The organism is Halomonas garicola (assembly GCF_031935715.1).
Taxonomy (GTDB): domain Bacteria; phylum Pseudomonadota; class Gammaproteobacteria; order Pseudomonadales; family Halomonadaceae; genus Vreelandella; species Vreelandella garicola.
On the sequence record NZ_JASSZF010000002.1, the window covers coordinates 36,313 to 50,755 of the forward strand.

Annotated in this window: 13 protein-coding genes; 5 read left to right on the forward strand and 8 right to left on the reverse strand. The window is 65.7% G+C overall.

What is annotated here, in order from left to right; translation table 11 throughout:
* The first annotated feature begins 40 nt into the window (after positions 1-40).
* Positions 41-1,477: an NfeD family protein gene (locus tag RS027_RS01155; RefSeq protein WP_311952683.1), complete on the forward strand. Its 1,437-nt coding sequence runs from the start codon at positions 41-43 to the stop codon at positions 1,475-1,477.
* Positions 1,478-1,479: 2 nt separating this feature from the next.
* Here RS027_RS01155 and ycaO read toward each other — a convergent pair whose 3' ends face one another.
* The 7 genes from ycaO to gloB form a co-directional block, all read right to left on the reverse strand.
* On the reverse strand, positions 1,480-3,204 hold the full coding sequence (ycaO, locus tag RS027_RS01160) for a 30S ribosomal protein S12 methylthiotransferase accessory factor YcaO (RefSeq protein ID WP_311952689.1): 1,725 nt from the start codon (positions 3,202-3,204) through the stop codon (positions 1,480-1,482).
* Between the two features lie 99 nt (positions 3,205-3,303).
* Complete coding sequence (locus RS027_RS01165; protein ID WP_311952691.1) at positions 3,304-4,911, reverse strand: ABC transporter ATP-binding protein; 1,608 nt, start codon at positions 4,909-4,911, stop codon at positions 3,304-3,306.
* Positions 4,908-5,942 (reverse strand): ABC transporter permease, encoded by a 1,035-nt coding sequence (locus RS027_RS01170; protein ID WP_311952693.1) that lies wholly within the window; start codon positions 5,940-5,942, stop codon positions 4,908-4,910. The genes RS027_RS01165 and RS027_RS01170 overlap by 4 nt, the downstream gene beginning before the upstream one ends.
* Positions 5,943-5,945: 3 nt before the next feature.
* A complete protein-coding gene (locus RS027_RS01175) occupies positions 5,946-7,019 on the reverse strand; it encodes a microcin C ABC transporter permease YejB (protein ID WP_311952695.1) in 1,074 nt (357 codons plus the stop codon).
* Positions 7,020-7,190: 171 nt separating this feature from the next.
* On the reverse strand, positions 7,191-9,059 hold the full coding sequence (locus tag RS027_RS01180; RefSeq protein ID WP_311952698.1) for an extracellular solute-binding protein: 1,869 nt from the start codon (positions 9,057-9,059) through the stop codon (positions 7,191-7,193).
* A 67-nt stretch (positions 9,060-9,126) separates the two neighbouring features.
* The gene (locus RS027_RS01185; RefSeq protein ID WP_311952700.1) at positions 9,127-10,335 is read right to left on the reverse strand and encodes a transglycosylase SLT domain-containing protein; all 1,209 of its coding nucleotides are present in this window, start codon (positions 10,333-10,335) and stop codon (positions 9,127-9,129) included.
* A gap of 58 nt (positions 10,336-10,393) precedes the next feature.
* The gene (gloB, locus tag RS027_RS01190; RefSeq protein ID WP_311952705.1) at positions 10,394-11,161 is read right to left on the reverse strand and encodes a hydroxyacylglutathione hydrolase; all 768 of its coding nucleotides are present in this window, start codon (positions 11,159-11,161) and stop codon (positions 10,394-10,396) included.
* Between the two features lie 64 nt (positions 11,162-11,225).
* Between gloB and RS027_RS01195 the strand changes: the two genes are divergently transcribed.
* The 4 genes from RS027_RS01195 to nudC are packed head-to-tail and all read left to right on the forward strand — an operon-like array spanning position 11,226 to position 14,103.
* Positions 11,226-12,077 (forward strand): methyltransferase domain-containing protein, encoded by an 852-nt coding sequence (locus RS027_RS01195; protein ID WP_311952708.1) that lies wholly within the window; start codon positions 11,226-11,228, stop codon positions 12,075-12,077.
* On the forward strand, positions 12,074-12,532 hold the full coding sequence (rnhA, locus tag RS027_RS01200; protein WP_311952711.1) for a ribonuclease HI: 459 nt from the start codon (positions 12,074-12,076) through the stop codon (positions 12,530-12,532). Before RS027_RS01195 ends, rnhA begins: the two co-directional genes overlap by 4 nt.
* Before the next feature lie 49 nt (positions 12,533-12,581).
* Positions 12,582-13,328 (forward strand): DNA polymerase III subunit epsilon, encoded by a 747-nt coding sequence (gene dnaQ, locus RS027_RS01205; RefSeq protein WP_311952714.1) that lies wholly within the window; start codon positions 12,582-12,584, stop codon positions 13,326-13,328.
* Positions 13,315-14,103 (forward strand): NAD(+) diphosphatase, encoded by a 789-nt coding sequence (nudC, locus tag RS027_RS01210; RefSeq protein ID WP_311952717.1) that lies wholly within the window; start codon positions 13,315-13,317, stop codon positions 14,101-14,103. The genes dnaQ and nudC overlap by 14 nt, the downstream gene beginning before the upstream one ends.
* Positions 14,104-14,127: 24 nt before the next feature.
* Here the strand turns inward: nudC and RS027_RS01215 are convergent, their stop codons facing one another.
* Positions 14,128-14,442 (reverse strand): SCP2 sterol-binding domain-containing protein, encoded by a 315-nt coding sequence (locus RS027_RS01215; protein WP_311952720.1) that lies wholly within the window; start codon positions 14,440-14,442, stop codon positions 14,128-14,130.
* Between the last annotated feature and the right edge of the window lies 1 nt (position 14,443).

A 14,443-nucleotide genomic window follows, 5' to 3' on the forward strand; every position in this document is an offset into this window, starting at 1 on the left:
TGAGACCGGCAACGACTGAGTTTTTCAGGGTAGGCACGAGATGACGACTCCACTTCGCCAAGGCGTGACCGGGCGCTTTCTGCTGCTGGCAAGCCTGCTGTGTCTGGCGCTGGGTGCCCTGTTGGCCTGGCAGGCCCAGGCCCAGCAGGACGAACGCAGCGCGCTGGTGATGACAATCGACGGCGCCATCGGGCCGGCCATCGGCGACTATTTCCAGCGCGGCCTTGATATCGCCGCCGAGGATGACGCCGAGCTGGTGGTGGTGCAGCTGGATACCCCCGGCGGCCTCGACGCCTCGATGCGCGCTATGATCTCGGCCATGCTGGCCTCCGAGGTGCCGGTGGTTTTCCACGTCGCGCCCAGCGGCGCCCGAGCCGCCAGCGCCGGCACCTACCTGCTCTATGCCAGCCACGTAGCGGCCATGGCGCCGGCCACCCATCTGGGGTCGGCCACGCCCGTGCAGCTCGGCGGCGGTGGGCTTCCGGGCCTGGGCGAGCCGGAGACGCCCGACAACGGCGAGGATGAGGATACGTCGGAGGGCGAGGCGCCCGCTGAGGGGAGCGACGAAGCCGAGCCCGAGAAGCGTCGCGGCGAGACGGCCATGGAGCGCAAGGTGCTGGAAGACGCGGTGGCCTATATCCGTTCGCTGGCCGAGCGTCACGACCGCAATGCCGACTGGGCCGAAGAGGCGGTGCGCGAGGCGGTCAGCCTGGGCGCCCGCCAGGCCCTGGAGCAGAACGTCATCGACGTGGTCGCGGGCGATATCGAAGCGCTGCTCGCCCAGATCGATGGCCAGGAAGTGGTCATGGCCGAGGGCACGCAAACGCTTGCCACCGCGGATCTGACCCTCGAGCGCTTCGATCCGGACTGGCGAACCGAGCTGCTGGCGGTGATCACCAACCCCAACGTGGCCTATCTGCTGATGATCATCGGCTTTTACGGGCTGGTATTTGAACTGATGAGCCCGGGGGCGCTGGTGCCGGGCACCATCGGCGCCGTCAGCCTGCTGCTGGCGTTATTCGCCTTCCAGGTGCTGCCGATCAACTATGCGGGGCTGGGCCTGATACTCCTGGGGCTGGGGCTGATCGTGGGCGAGGCGCTGATGCCCAGCTTCGGCATTCTTGGAATAGGCGGCATCGTCGCCTTTGTGATGGGGTCAGTTATGCTGATGGACGCGGAGTCCCTGAGGATCTCGCTGCCGATAATCGGCGGCATCGCCCTGCTGGCGGCGGGGCTGATGCTGTGGGTGGTGACCCGCTTTCTCGCCCTGCGCCGGCATCCGCCGCGCACCGGCCAGGATGAGCTTGTCGGCTGCCGGGCCCGGGTGGAGGCGGCGTTTTCGGGCAGCGGGCACGTGCGCCTGAAAGGCGAGCGCTGGAAGGCCCGCAGCGCGGGCCCGCTGAGCCGCGATCAGGCGGTGCGCGTGACCGCGGTCGACGGCCTCGTCCTGGAGGTCGAGCCGCTGGCTGCGGAATAAAACTAGGCGCGGGCGGCGCGCTGCTGGCCCCTGAGCACCTTGGCGTAGCCTTCCAGCAGGCGCTTGTGGCCAACGGTAGGGGCGTCCGGATTCATGGCGTCAAGCCCGGGGAACGTCGCGACTCCGTCGGCCAGCGCCCTGGCGTCGGCAAAGGCCTCACCGTGGTAGAAGGAAAGCGCCCGGGCGTAGTCGTCGATGGGCTCATCGGCCACCGTCAGCTCCAGCACGCTCGCCAGGGCGTCAAGGCGGCGCACGTCTTCAGCGACCAGGTTGCCCGAGGCGCGCACCATACCCAGCTGCTCAAACGCCGCGTCCGGCTCGCCCAGCGCCAGCAGCAGCCACAGCTTGAGTTCGCCTATCCGCAGCCGCTCCCAGGCGGTGTTGGGGTCGGGCACAATGCCGGCCCACTCCAGCACGCTCATCTGGTCGTTGACGTTTTCGTCCTCCAGGCAGTCCAGCAGCGCCTGCCAGGCGTTTTGCCCGGCATCGCGCAGGGCAAAGAGGGTAGCGCGGTGGGGCACGGCCTGGTTGTTGTTGTGCCACTTCAGCTCGTCGGGCAGGTAGATGTCGGAAAAGCCCGGGACCAGAATGCGGCTGGCGTAGGCGCCAAGCTCGGTGTGCTCGGCGATGTAGACGTCGTGGCCTTCGTCGTGCAAAAGCTCGATCAGGCTCTCCCGCTGCTCGGCGTTGCTGTGCGAGTCGTCCCAGTCGCTGAACGCCACGTCCGGCGTCTCACCCAAAAGCGCCCAGCTGACGTAGCCGCTGGCATCGATGAAGTGAAGCTCGAGGTTGTGCGGATCGGTGACCAGGTCCATATCCGCCGTCGGCGGAGGAAAGCCGCCCAGCTCGTCCAGCGCCCGGCCCTGAACCAGCTCGGTGAGCGCGCGCTCCAGCGCCACTTCAAAGCGCGGGTGGGCGCCAAAGCAGGCGTAGAGGCCGCCGTCGTCGGGGTTCAGCAGCACCACGCTGATCACCGGGTACTTGCCGCCCAGGGAGGCGTCCAGCGCGCGCAGCTGAAAGCCGCTGGCTTCGAGGGCGGCCATGCCCTGCTGTACCCGGGGGTAGCGCGCCAGCACCTCGGCGGGAATCTCGGGCAGCGTGATCGCATCGCGGATGATGCGCTCCTTGATCGCGCGCTCGAAGATCTCCGACAGCCCCTGGACCTGGCCCTCGTCCCGGGTGTTGCCCGCGGACATGCCGTTGGAGACGAACATGTTGCCGATCAGGTTAACCGGCACGTTGACGGTCTTGCCGTCGCGCTGGCGCACGTAGGGCAGGGTGCAGACGCTCTGGGCGGCATCGCCGCCGTTCATGTCGCGGAGCTCGGCCAGGGTCAGGTCGTCGCCGTAGCGCCGATAAAAAACGTCATCGAGAACGTCGGCGAGCGGCGTCTCCGGGGCAAACCACTGCTCTTCGGCCTGATGAATGAAGGGGAAGTGGTTCTGCGCCGGGGTCAGGTAAAAATCCGCCCACAGATAGCGCGTGGCCAGGCGTTCGAGCATCTCGCCGTAGGCGCTGGCCAGCGCTGCTTTGCGGGTAGCGCCCTTGCCGTTGGAGAACACCTGGGGGCAGTCGCGGTCGCGGATGTGCACCGACCAGATATAGGGCGCCGGGTTCAGCCAGCGCGCCTCCACGATGTGAAAGCCGAGGCCCTCGATGTGGCCTTTGAGCGTATCCAGCGAGGTTTCAAGGGCGGCATCCTTGCCGGGGATAAACGTAGCGGTCATGGGGCGTCCCGGAGTGTGGAAAAATGGCCCAGGCAGCGAGGCTGTTATACGAGGCCGTCAAACAAGGGCGCGCACTGTATCATTGTGCCCGGGATGTCGCTATACGCGCGTGTCGCGCTCGGGCTTTGCCGCCTCGATCAGCCGGCGGGTATAGGGGTGGCGGGGCGCGTCAAACAGCGCCTCGCACTCGCCCTCTTCTACCACCTCGCCGTCCTTGAGCACCATCACCCGGTGGGCCATGGCGCGCACCACGGCGAGATCGTGGCTGATGAAGACGTAGCCCAGCCCGCGCTCGGCCTGGAGCCGGCGTAAAAGCTCGATCAGCTGCTTTTGTACCTGGCGGTCGAGCGCCGAGGTCGGCTCGTCCAGCACCAGAAGCTCGGGCTCGAGGATGATCGCCCGGGCCACGGCGATGCGCTGGCGCTGGCCGCCGGAAAACTCGTGGGGGTAGCGCGCCGCCACGCTCCGGGGCAGGCCAACGTCTTCAAGCGTTTGATAGACCCGCTCGCGTACGGCCTGCTCGCCGAGTTTGGGGAAGTGAAAGCGCAGGCCTTCGCTTATGATGTCAAACACCGGCATCCGCGGCGACAGCGCCCCGTAGGGGTCCTGAAACACCATCTGCAGGCGGTGGCGCCGGCGGCGCAGGGCGCCGCCGGAAAGCGTATCCAGCCGCGCGGTACCCAGCGTAATCTGGCCCCGGCTTGCCACCAGCCGCATAATCGCCGAGGCAAGGGTGGTCTTGCCCGAGCCGGACTCGCCGACAATCCCCAAGGTTTCCCCCGGCCGCAGGGTAAGATCCAGCGGCTTGACGGCGGCAAAGGCCGGCGGCGCCGGGCGAAAGAGCCCGCGCCGAGGCCGGGGGAAGCTCACGGCGAGCTGCCGGGCGGTGAGCAGCGGCGGGTTGTCTGTCACCGGGGCCGGGCGGCCGTCGGGCTCGGCGGCTAAAAGCGCCCGGGTGTAGTCGGTTGCCGGCGCGCTGAAGACGTCGTCGACCGCGCCGGTTTCCTGTTCGCGGCCGGCGCGCATCACGCAGACGCGGTCGGCGTGGCGGCGCACCAGGTTCAAATCGTGAGTGATGAACAAAAGCCCCATGCCGTAGTCGTCGCGCAGCTCGCGCAAAAGCGCAAGAATCTCCTGCTGGACGCTGACGTCGAGCGCGGTAGTGGGCTCGTCGGCAATCAGCAGCCTGGGGCTGTTGGCAATGGCCATGGCGATCATCACCCGCTGGCGCTGGCCGCCGGAGAGCTGGTGCGGCCAGGCGTCCACAAGCTCGCCGGCCCGAGGCAGCTTGACCCGCTCCAAAAGCTCTCGCACCCGGGCCCGGGCCGCCGCGCCGGTAAGCCCCTGGTGCAGCCGCAGGGTCTCGGCAATCTGCCTGCCGATCTTATGCAGCGGGTTGAGCGAGGTCATGGGCTCCTGGAAGACAAACCCCACCCGGCCGCCGCGCACGGCGTTCCACTGGTTCCGGCTCAGCCGGGCAAGGTCGGTGCCTTCAAGGGTGCGCGCGCCCTGCACCCGGGCGTTGGGCGGCAGCAGGTTCAAAAGCCCAAGGGCGGTCACCGACTTGCCCGAGCCGGATTCGCCGACCAGCGCCAGGGTTTCCCCGGCGTTCAGGTGTAGCGACAGCGCTTCCACCACGGGTACGCCGTCAAACGCAATGGATAGCCCCTCGGTGGACAAAAGCGGTGGCGCGATGGATGGCGTCATGTGAGGGCCCCCTGAGCGTGGCGCGGATCAAAGGCGTCGCGCAGTCCCTCGCCGATAAACACCAGCAGCGAAAGCATGATCCCCAGCGTTAAAAAGGCGGTGATGCCAAGCCAGGGCGCGTGCAGGTTGTTTTTACCCTGGGCGGCGAGCTCCCCAAGCGACGGCGAGCCAGGCGGCAGGCCGAAGCCGAGAAAGTCCAGCGCGGTGAGCGTGCTGATCGCCCCGGTAAATAAAAACGGAATGAACGTAAGCGTCGCCACCATGGCGTTGGGCAGCACGTGGCGCCGCATGATCAGCCGCGAGGGCAGCCCCATGGCCTTGGCCGCGCGGACGTACTCCAGGTTGCGTGCGCGGAGAAACTCGGCGCGGACGATATCGACGAGCCCCAGCCAGGAAAACAGCAGCATGACCCCTAAAAGCCACCAGAAGCCGGGCTGGACGAAGCTTGCCAGAATAATCAGCAAAAACAGCACCGGAAGCCCGGACCAGATCTCGGTCACCCGCTGGCCAATCAAATCCACCTTGCCGCCAAAGTAGCCCTGTACGCCGCCGATCACCACCCCGAGCACCAGCGAGCCCGCGGTCAGGACGAGGGCAAACACCACCGACAGGCGAAAGCCGTAGATCACCCGGGCGAGAACGTCCCGGCCCTGGTCGTCGGTGCCCAGCCAGTGGCGCTCGCTCGGCGGTGCGGGCGAGGGCCGGGTCATCTGCATATCTAGCGTCTGGTAGGAAAAGCGCACCGGCGGCCACAGCGCCCAGCCGTGCTCGCTGATCTGCTCCTGCATGAAAGGGTCAAGGTAGTCCGCCCGGGTGGGCAAAAAGCCGCCAAACTCGGTTTCCGGGTAGTCGTGAAGCAGCGGCGTGTACCACTCGCCGTCAAACTGCATGACGATGGGCTTGTCGTTGGCGATCAGCTCGGCGCCAAGGCTAAGCACAAACAGCGCCACGAACAGCCACAGCGAGACCCGCGCCCGGCGGTTGGCGTTGAACCCGGCGATGCGCCGGCGGGTAATGGGTGACAGGCGCATGGCTCAGGCCTCCCGGGTGGCAAAGTCGATGCGCGGGTCCACCCACACATAGGTCAGGTCCGAGACCAGCTTGAGCACCAGACCCACCAGGGTATACAAAAACAGCGTGCCGAAAATCACCGGATAGTCGCGCTGCATCACCGCCTCAAAGCCCAGAAGCCCCAGGCCGTCCAGGGAGAAAATCACCTCGATCAATAGCGCCCCGGTGAAGAAGATGCCCACCAGCGCGGCGGGCAGCCCGGCGATGATGATCAGCATGGCGTTGCGAAACACGTGGCCGTAGAGAATGCGCTGCTCGCCAGCGCCCTTGGCCCGGGCGGTGAGCACGTACTGCTTGTGAATTTCATCCAGGAAACTATTTTTGGTCAGCATGGTGAGGGTGGCAAAGCTGCCGATGGAGGCGGCCAGTACCGGCAGCGTCATGTGCCAGGCGTAGTCTTTGACCTTGCCCCAGGCGCTAAGATCGGCAAAGTCCGGCGAGGTTAGCCCGCGCAGGGGGAACCAGTCGAAGTAGGCGCCGCTGGCAAACAGCACGATGAGCAAAATGGCGAACAGAAAGCCGGGCACGGCGTAGCCCACGATGACAAACCCCGAGGAGTAGACGTCAAACGTTGATCCGTGGCGCAGCGCCTTGCGAATCCCCAGCGGGATCGACACCAGATACACCAAAAGCGTGCTCCACAACCCCAGCGAAATCGACACCGGCAGCCGTTCGATCATGAGATCGATCACTGGCCGGTCTCGGAAGAAGCTGGTGCCGAAGTCGAAAGTGGCGTAGTCGGCGAGCATGCCTAGAAAGCGCTCGTGGGCGGGCTTGTCGAAGCCGAACTGCTCTTCGAGCTGCTGGATGAAGCGCTCGTCGATACCCCGCGCGCCCCGAGACTCGTCGCTTACCTGGATATCTGCGCCGCCGGTATCCAGCCGGGTGCTGGCCATGGCATCGCCGCCTTCAAAGCGCGCCAGCATCTGGTCGATAGGGCCGCCGGGGGCAGCCTGAACGATCACGAAGTTCAGCAGCAAAATACCCACCAGGGTGGGAATCATCAGCAGCAGTCGGCGCAGGGTATAGCGGGCCACGGGCAGCTCCTTTTAGACCGTCCTTTCCAGCAATTAGCGTTAGCGCCGCCGCAGACAGGACGCGCGAGAGGGCGCTGTAAATCCTTCCCTGGACGCTACCTACGCCATCCCTGGCGTAGAACCCTCTCGCGGACCTGTCTCCGGCTCCGGTTTGCGCTCGGTGGGACGACGTTAGCGCCGCTGTTCCAGCTTGGCCGCGCGCTCGGGGTCGATCCACCAGGCGTCCAGATCCATGCCGTACTCGGGAAACGGCTCGGGGTAGCCGAACTTGTCCCACACGGCGATGCGGGTTTCACCGGAATGATAGTGGGGGATCACGTAAAAGCCCCAGCGTAGCACCCGGTCCAGCGCGTGGGTCACGGTATTCAGCTCTTCGCGGCTGTCGGCGGTAATCAGTTCTTCCACCAGCGCATCCACCGCCTCGCTTTGAAGTCCCATGACGTTGCGGCTCTGAGGGCGATTGGCCACGGCGCTGGTCCAGAAATCGCGCTGCTCGTTGCCGGGGTTGTTGGACTGGGGAAACTGGCTGATCACCATGTCAAAGTCAAAGCTTCGCAGCCGGTTCAGGTACTGGCTGATATCCACGATGCGGATCGAGGTCTGCACGCCAAGACGCGCCATGTTGCGAAGCATCGGCTGCACCACTCGCTCAAGGCCCGAGTCGTAGAGCAAGACTTCCAGGCGCAGCGCTTTGCCATCTTCATCGGTAAGCGTGCCGTTTTCCACCGTATAGCCGGCCTCACGCAATAGCCCCAGCGCCTTTTTCAGCCGGGCGCGAAGCGCGTCGGGCTGCTCCACGGGCAGCGGCTGGTCAAACAGGTTAGCCGAGCCGTGGGACTCGACCAGCGCCTCGCGAAACGGCTCGAGCAGGGCGAGCTCGTCGTCTGAGGGCAGCCCTTCGGCCTGCATGGGTGAGTTCTGGAAAAAGCTTTGGGTGCGCCGATAGGTATCGTAAAAAATATTGGTGTTGAGCCAGGGGAAGTCAAAGGTCAGGCTCAGCGCCTCGCGCACTTTGGGGTCGGCAAATTTATCCTTGCGCAGGTTGAACACGAACGCCTGCATGCGCGACGGGTTGACGTCGGGTACGGTTAAGCGCTTGACCAGCCCTTCCTCATAGGCGGAAAAGTCGTAGCCAATGGCCCAGGTGGCCGCCCGGGCGTCGGTGCGGTAGTCGGTGAGCCCGGCCTTGAACGCTTCCCAGGCGATATCCCGGTCGCGATAGTAGTCAAACACCAGCCGGCCGATGTTGTGCCGGCCGACGTTGACCGGAAGGTCTTTTGCCCAGTAGTCCGGGTCCCGGGCGTAGACGATGCGGCGGCCCGGGTCGACCTCGGCAATGCGGTAGGGGCCGGAGCCCGGATGGGCGGCAAGGGTGGGCTTGGTGAAGTCGCGCTCGGCCCAGTAGTGCCGAGGCAGGATGGGCATCTGGGCAACGATTAGCGGCAGCTCCCGGGAGTCGGTGTCGCTGAGAGTAAAGCGCACCCGATGGGGAGACTGCGCGACGGCCTCATCGACGCCTGCGTAGTAGCTGCGGTAAAAAGGGTTACCCTCTTCGCGCAGGATATTCAGGCTGAACACCACGTCGTCGGCGGTGAGCGGCTCGCCGTCCTGAAAGCGCGCCTCCCGGCGCAGGTCAAACTCGATCCAGGAGCGGTCGGGGGCAATTCTTGCGCCGCTGGCCACCAGGCCGTAAAGGCTGAACGGCTCCCCGGGGTTGGTTTCCATCAGAGTGTCGTAAATCAGACTGACGTTGCTTGCCGGGGTGCCGCGGACGATAAAGGGGTTGGTGGAGTCGAAGCTGCTTCCCACGGCGGTGCGCACCATGGTGCCGCCCCTGGGGGCGTCGGGATTGACGTGGGGGAAGTGAGTGAAGCCTTCGTCGAGCTCGGGCGTGCCGTAAAGTGACATGGCGGCAACCGTGGCGACGCTGTCTGCCGTCGTGTCGGGTGCCGACAGCGCAGACGTCGCCGAAAGGCACAGCGTCAGGCACAGGCCCATAGAGGCAAGCCGGCGGCGAAGTGATGGCGTTCTTTGGTGCATGGCGGCCTGCCTCCCCTGCAAGACGTGACGCCTTTACCACAGGCGTCACGCCGCCGGTCAGTTGCGCCTAGCCCTCCGAAAGCGTCAAGAGCTGGCCCGGGCGCAGCGTGCTGGAGCGCTCGATGGCGTTCCAGCGGATGAGCTCATTAGGGCTGACATCATAACGCATGGCAATGGTTGTGAGGCTATCGCCGCTTTCAACCCGGTGGGTGGCTTGCCCGGAGGCAGGGTTGGCGTCGCTGATGGCGGCCAGCGTCTGGCGGTCAGCGTCGCTTGGGACCAGCAGCGTGGCGCCGTGGTCGGGATTGATGGAGCCCCGCAGCGCGCCGGGGTTTAGTCTTGCCAGCTGCGAAGCGCTGACGCCCAGGCGGCGCGACAGGTTGGCAAGCGTCATCGAGCGGTCAAGCTCCACCTTGGCAAAGGCCGGCGCCGCGTTGATATCCGGCAGGTTGACGCCGTAGCGGTTGGGGTGGCCGATGATCTCGGCGATGGCGTAGAGCTTGGGCAGGTACTGCATGGTCTCGCCGGGAAGGCTCAGCGACCAGTAGTCGTTGCCTCGGCCCTGGCGCTGCGCCCGACGCCGCGCCTTGTTGACCGTGCCTGCCCCGGCGTTATAGGCCGCCAGGGAAAGGGCGATATCGCCGCCGTACCAGCGCTGGGCCTGGGATTCGATATAGCCAAGGGCAGCCTGGGTTGAGGCGGTCACGTCCAGCCGGCCGTCGTAGCGGCCGTTGCGCAAAAGCCCCAGGGCGTCACCGGTGCGGGGCATGAACTGCCAGAGCCCGGCGGCGCCCCGATAGCTGCGCGCGGCGGGGTTAAACGAGCTTTCGACAAAAGGCAGCAGGGCGATTTCCCCCGGCAGGCCACGCTCTTCTACCTGCTGGGTGATCCAGGCAAGCCAGGGCTTGGCTTCGCGGGTGATGCTGGCGATGTTTTCCGGGCTCTGGCGATAACGGGCAATCCACTTGTCCACGCGCGCCCGGGCCTTGGGCGGCAGCGCATCAATATCCCAGGCGAAGCTGTCGCGAAGGCGCGTCCAGGCGTTTTGCGGCCGGGCATCCAGCGCTTCCCAGAAGAGATCGAGCGGAGCCGGATCAGCGGCCGCGGGGGTCGCGGTAGACGGCGTGTCGGTAGACAGCAGCGGCGGGGCGGCGTTGCCTTCGGGATGCCGGGGCATGGCCGAAGCGTTTTCGACGGTGGCAGCGATCAGTAAACTGACGATAAGGGTACTGCCGGCGCTCAGCATGAAGCGTTGGCGCAAAGTGTGGTAGGTCATAGCGTGTAAAAAGTCCGTTAAACAGCCGCTTTGCCACCTGCCGACAAACCGGCAGAAGCTAGAAGCGGTTTTTCCATTCGCGAAGCGTGGTAAAGGTGGCAAGGTCGCTATCGTCGGCGCCCTGGGCAGCCGCGGCCTTGCGCACGCTGGCGGTATGGACACGCAAATAGGGGTTAATGTTCAATTCGCGGCCGATCGTGCTGGGAAGCGTCGGCCGTTCGGCCTCGCGCGCTCGGCGGCAATCCTCCAGCGCAGAGGCAACCTCGTCGTTGTCGGGGTCGGCCTTACGGGCAAAGGTCAGGTTGGCTTGGGTATACTCGTGGGCGGCAAACACCAGGGTTTCTTCGGGCAGCGCGGCAAACCGCTGAAGCGATTGATAAAGCTGCTCCGGCGTCCCTTCAAACAGTCGCCCGCTGCCGGCGCAGAAGAGCGTGTCGCCGCAGAACAAAAGCGACGGAATGCCCGGCGTGAAAAAGCTGATATGATCCAGGGTGTGGCCGGGGGTGGCCATGACCTCGAAAAGGCGCCCCATGACGCGGACTTCATCGCCTTCGCCGACTGTTTGGGTAATGCCGGCAATGGTTGGGTTGTCCGGACCGATCACCCTGGGCGAGTAGCGCTTGATCAGCTCCTCGAGCCCGCCGGTATGATCGTGGTGGTGATGGGTGATCAGCACCGTTTCCAGCTCCAGCGCTTCGCGCTCCAGCACGTCTATCACCGGAGCGGCGTCACCGGGATCCACCACGCAAACCTTCTGGCTCGCATCTTGTCGCAGGAGCCAAATATAATTGTCGCTAAAGGCGGGTATCGGTGTCACGCTCAGCATGGGGCGAGATCCTTCCTGTCATGGGACATGAAAAACGCCGATACTTTGGAGGGGAGCGCTGTTTATGTCAACTTCGCAGGCACAGGCCGAGTGGCGTGAGCGGCTGGCTCTGAGCCGGCGCTACTGGGCCTCCGGACGAGGCCGGGCGCTGGCGACGGCGCAAGCCGCCTGCCTGGGGCCGGTGCTCGAACCGCGCCGCGACCGGCATGGGCTGGAGCTTTCCCTGGGTGCTTCGCTGCTGTCGCGAATGCCCGCTGCGGGCCCGGCGCATGCAATGCAGTGGGCGCCGGCTCGTGCCGAAGCCGAAAGCGATGCCACGCTGATCTGCCCGCCCCGGGCGCTGGCGCTGCCCGATGAGTGCCTGGATCTTACCCTGCTGCATCACTTCCTCGAACACTGCCCCGATGCCCACCAGGCCCTGGTGGAAGCGGCCCGGGTGACCCGGGACAGCGGCCTGCTGGTGATTTTCGGCTTTCAGCCGCTGGGCCTGGCAACGCTTGCCTATCGGCTGGGCAAAAAGCGCCGGCACTACCCGGGCAACGGGAGTTGGTATACACCTCGCAGGCTGCGCGACTGGCTGGCATTTGTCGATTTTGAAATCGAAGGCGTAGACTATTGCGGTTTTGGCCCGGGTAGAGGGGGCGTTTGCCACGAGCGCCGGGAAACGCTGGGGCGGCGGTATAACGTGCCGCTGGGTACCAGCTATATGATCCGCGCCCGTCGTCGGCGCCGCCAGGCCCCCGTTCAGCGCCTTCGCTTTGGCCTGCAGCCGCCCGCAGCGGCGGGGCCGATGGGCGTCACCCGGGGCCAGGCGGCATCGGGGCAGCGCTCCCCGCGTGCCGGCCGGTCCGACGACGCCCGGGCGCCAGACGCCGGCGTCAAGAACCACCCACAGCACGAGGAATACAAGCGTTGAGCGAACAGGATAACGCGCGGCTGCCGCGCGTGACGGTGTATACTGACGGCGCCTGCCGGGGCAACCCCGGCGTGGGCGGCTGGGGCTTTGTGCTGCAAAGCGGTGACCATGAGACCACGCGCTACGGCTTTGAAGCCCATACCACCAATAATCGCATGGAGCTGATGGCCGCGATTAGCGCGCTGCGCACCCTCAACACGGCCTGCGAGGTGTCGCTGTGGACCGACTCCCAGTACGTTCGGCAGGGCATCACCCAGTGGATCCATAACTGGCTGAAGCGCGGCTGGCAAACCGCGGCCAAAAAGCCGGTGAAAAACGCCGAGCTGTGGCAGACGCTGCACGCCGAAACTCAGCGCCACCGGGTGCAGTGGCACTGGGTTAAAGGGCATAGCGGCCATCCCGGCAACGAGCGTGCCGATGCCCTGGCCAACCAGGCCATCGACGAGAACACTTGAACGGCAGGCTAGTGGGTTCGCAGGCTAGTTGATTTGCAGGAGAGGTAATATGCGCCAGGTCGTCCTGGATACCGAAACCACCGGCATCGACCCCAAACAGGGGCACCGGCTGGTAGAAATCGGCGCGGTGGAAATGGTCAACCGGCGTTTGACCGGCCGTACTTACCACCAGTACATCAATCCCGAGTGCCACATTGACGCCGAGGTCGTGGCGATACACGGCATCGACAACGAAAAAGTCGCCAACGAGCCGGTATTTGCCGAGATTGCCGACGCGTTCTGGGCGTTCATCGAGGGCGCCGAGCTGGTCATCCACAACGCGCCCTTTGACGTCGGCTTTATCGACCACGAGACGCGCGCGCTGAACGAGCAGCGCCAGACGCCGATTCTGGGGCCGGTAGCCGAGCACTGCGGGATTCTCGATACGCTGACCATGGCGCGCAAGATGCATCCGGGGCAGCGCAACACCCTCGATGCGCTGTGCAAGCGCTACGATATCGCCAACGCCCACCGCGTGCTCCACGGCGCGCTGCTTGACTCAGAGATACTCGCCGACGTGTATCTGGCGATGACTGGCGGGCAGACGGCGCTGACGCTGGATGCCGAACCGGCTGCCGCCGCCGACAGCCACGCGGCCAACGCCCAGGGCGGCCTTGCCATACGCCGGCTGTCGCTGACGCCGGGGCAGCTGCGCGTGATTGCCCCCAGCGCGGAAGAAGAAGACGCCCACCGCGCCAAATGCGCCGCCCACGGGCTGCGCTGGGACAATGCCGGGGGCGATAATGCTCAGACGTGAGATACCGGACGGCGCCGGCGCCGGCCGAGTGATCGTGATGGCGAATAACCGGGTGGCGCCGGCGCCGGGAGACGGCGGCGGAGAAAGCGCGGAAATCCCGCTGCAGCCCTGGCAGCGCTGGGATGAGACCATGCAGCCGCTGTGCTACTGGGAGGATGAGCCGGTGGCGCTGGCCTTCGCCTCAGGGCCCAGGGACAGCTGGCCGAGCGGCCGGGAATGGCTGGCGCTGGTGTCCAACCGCTGGTTCAGCCTGCTGTCCACGGCGCTGCAGGTGGGTGCCTGGCTGCAGAATCACCGCTTTTGCGGCCGCTGCGGGGCGAGAGCTACCCGGCTTTCCGCCGAGTTTGCCATGCACTGCGACAGCTGCGGCCACCGTAACTATCCGCGCATCTCGCCGTGCATCATTACCCTGGTGACGTCCGGGGAGAACATGCTGTTGGGGCGCAGCCCGCGTTTTCGGCCGGGGCAGTATTCGACCCTGGCCGGCTTCATCGAGCCCGGCGAGTCCGCCGAAGAGGCGGTCCACCGCGAGGTGTATGAAGAGGTCGGCGTACATATCGATCAGCTGCGCTATTACCGCAGCCAGGCGTGGCCGTTTCCGCATTCGCTGATGATGGGCTTTTTTGCCGAGGCCACCACCCGGCGTATCCGCATCGACGAAAACGAAATCAGCGACGCGGCCTGGTTTACCCCGCGCCGGCTGCCGGGCCTGCCGGCGCCTTACTCCATCGCCCGGGAGCTGATCGAGGCGCACCTGACCCGGTGGCGGGAGTAGGGCGTGTCGTCCAGTTCCCGGGAGTCAGTCGCCGGGAAACAGCGCGCTTAGACGGGTGGCCAGCATGACGTTGCCCGTGGCCTTGAGCTGGCCGCTCATGAGCGCGGTCATGCCGCTGATCTCGCCGCGCATCAGGCGCCTCAGGGTATCGCTTGACAGGCTCAGGCTCACTGACGGGTCGTCGTGCTCGCCGTCTTCCACGGCCAGTGCCCCGTCGTCCACGCAGAGGTGATAGTCGCCCAGGTCCGTGAAGTGAAACTGGAAAATTTCGTGCATGTCCCGGGCAGCCTCGGGGTCAAAGCGGGCGTGCAGTTTCTCGAGCGGCGTGGGGGAGGCCATC

Bases quoted from the DNA above. Each gene is read 5' to 3' on its own strand.
- RS027_RS01155 (WP_311952683.1), top strand. From the start codon at position 41: ATGACGACTCCACTTCGCCAAGGCGTGACCGGGCGCTTTCTGCTGCTG.
- ycaO (WP_311952689.1), bottom strand. From the start codon at position 3,204: ATGACCGCTACGTTTATCCCCGGCAAGGATGCCGCCCTTGAAACCTCG.
- RS027_RS01165 (WP_311952691.1), bottom strand. From the start codon at position 4,911: ATGACGCCATCCATCGCGCCACCGCTTTTGTCCACCGAGGGGCTATCC.
- RS027_RS01170 (WP_311952693.1), bottom strand. From the start codon at position 5,942: ATGCGCCTGTCACCCATTACCCGCCGGCGCATCGCCGGGTTCAACGCC.
- RS027_RS01180 (WP_311952698.1), bottom strand. From the start codon at position 9,059: ATGCACCAAAGAACGCCATCACTTCGCCGCCGGCTTGCCTCTATGGGC.
- RS027_RS01185 (WP_311952700.1), bottom strand. From the start codon at position 10,335: ATGACCTACCACACTTTGCGCCAACGCTTCATGCTGAGCGCCGGCAGT.
- gloB (WP_311952705.1), bottom strand. From the start codon at position 11,161: ATGCTGAGCGTGACACCGATACCCGCCTTTAGCGACAATTATATTTGG.
- RS027_RS01195 (WP_311952708.1), top strand. From the start codon at position 11,226: ATGTCAACTTCGCAGGCACAGGCCGAGTGGCGTGAGCGGCTGGCTCTG.
- dnaQ (WP_311952714.1), top strand. From the start codon at position 12,582: ATGCGCCAGGTCGTCCTGGATACCGAAACCACCGGCATCGACCCCAAA.
- nudC (WP_311952717.1), top strand. From the start codon at position 13,315: ATGCTCAGACGTGAGATACCGGACGGCGCCGGCGCCGGCCGAGTGATC.
- RS027_RS01215 (WP_311952720.1), bottom strand. From the start codon at position 14,442: ATGGCCTCCCCCACGCCGCTCGAGAAACTGCACGCCCGCTTTGACCCC.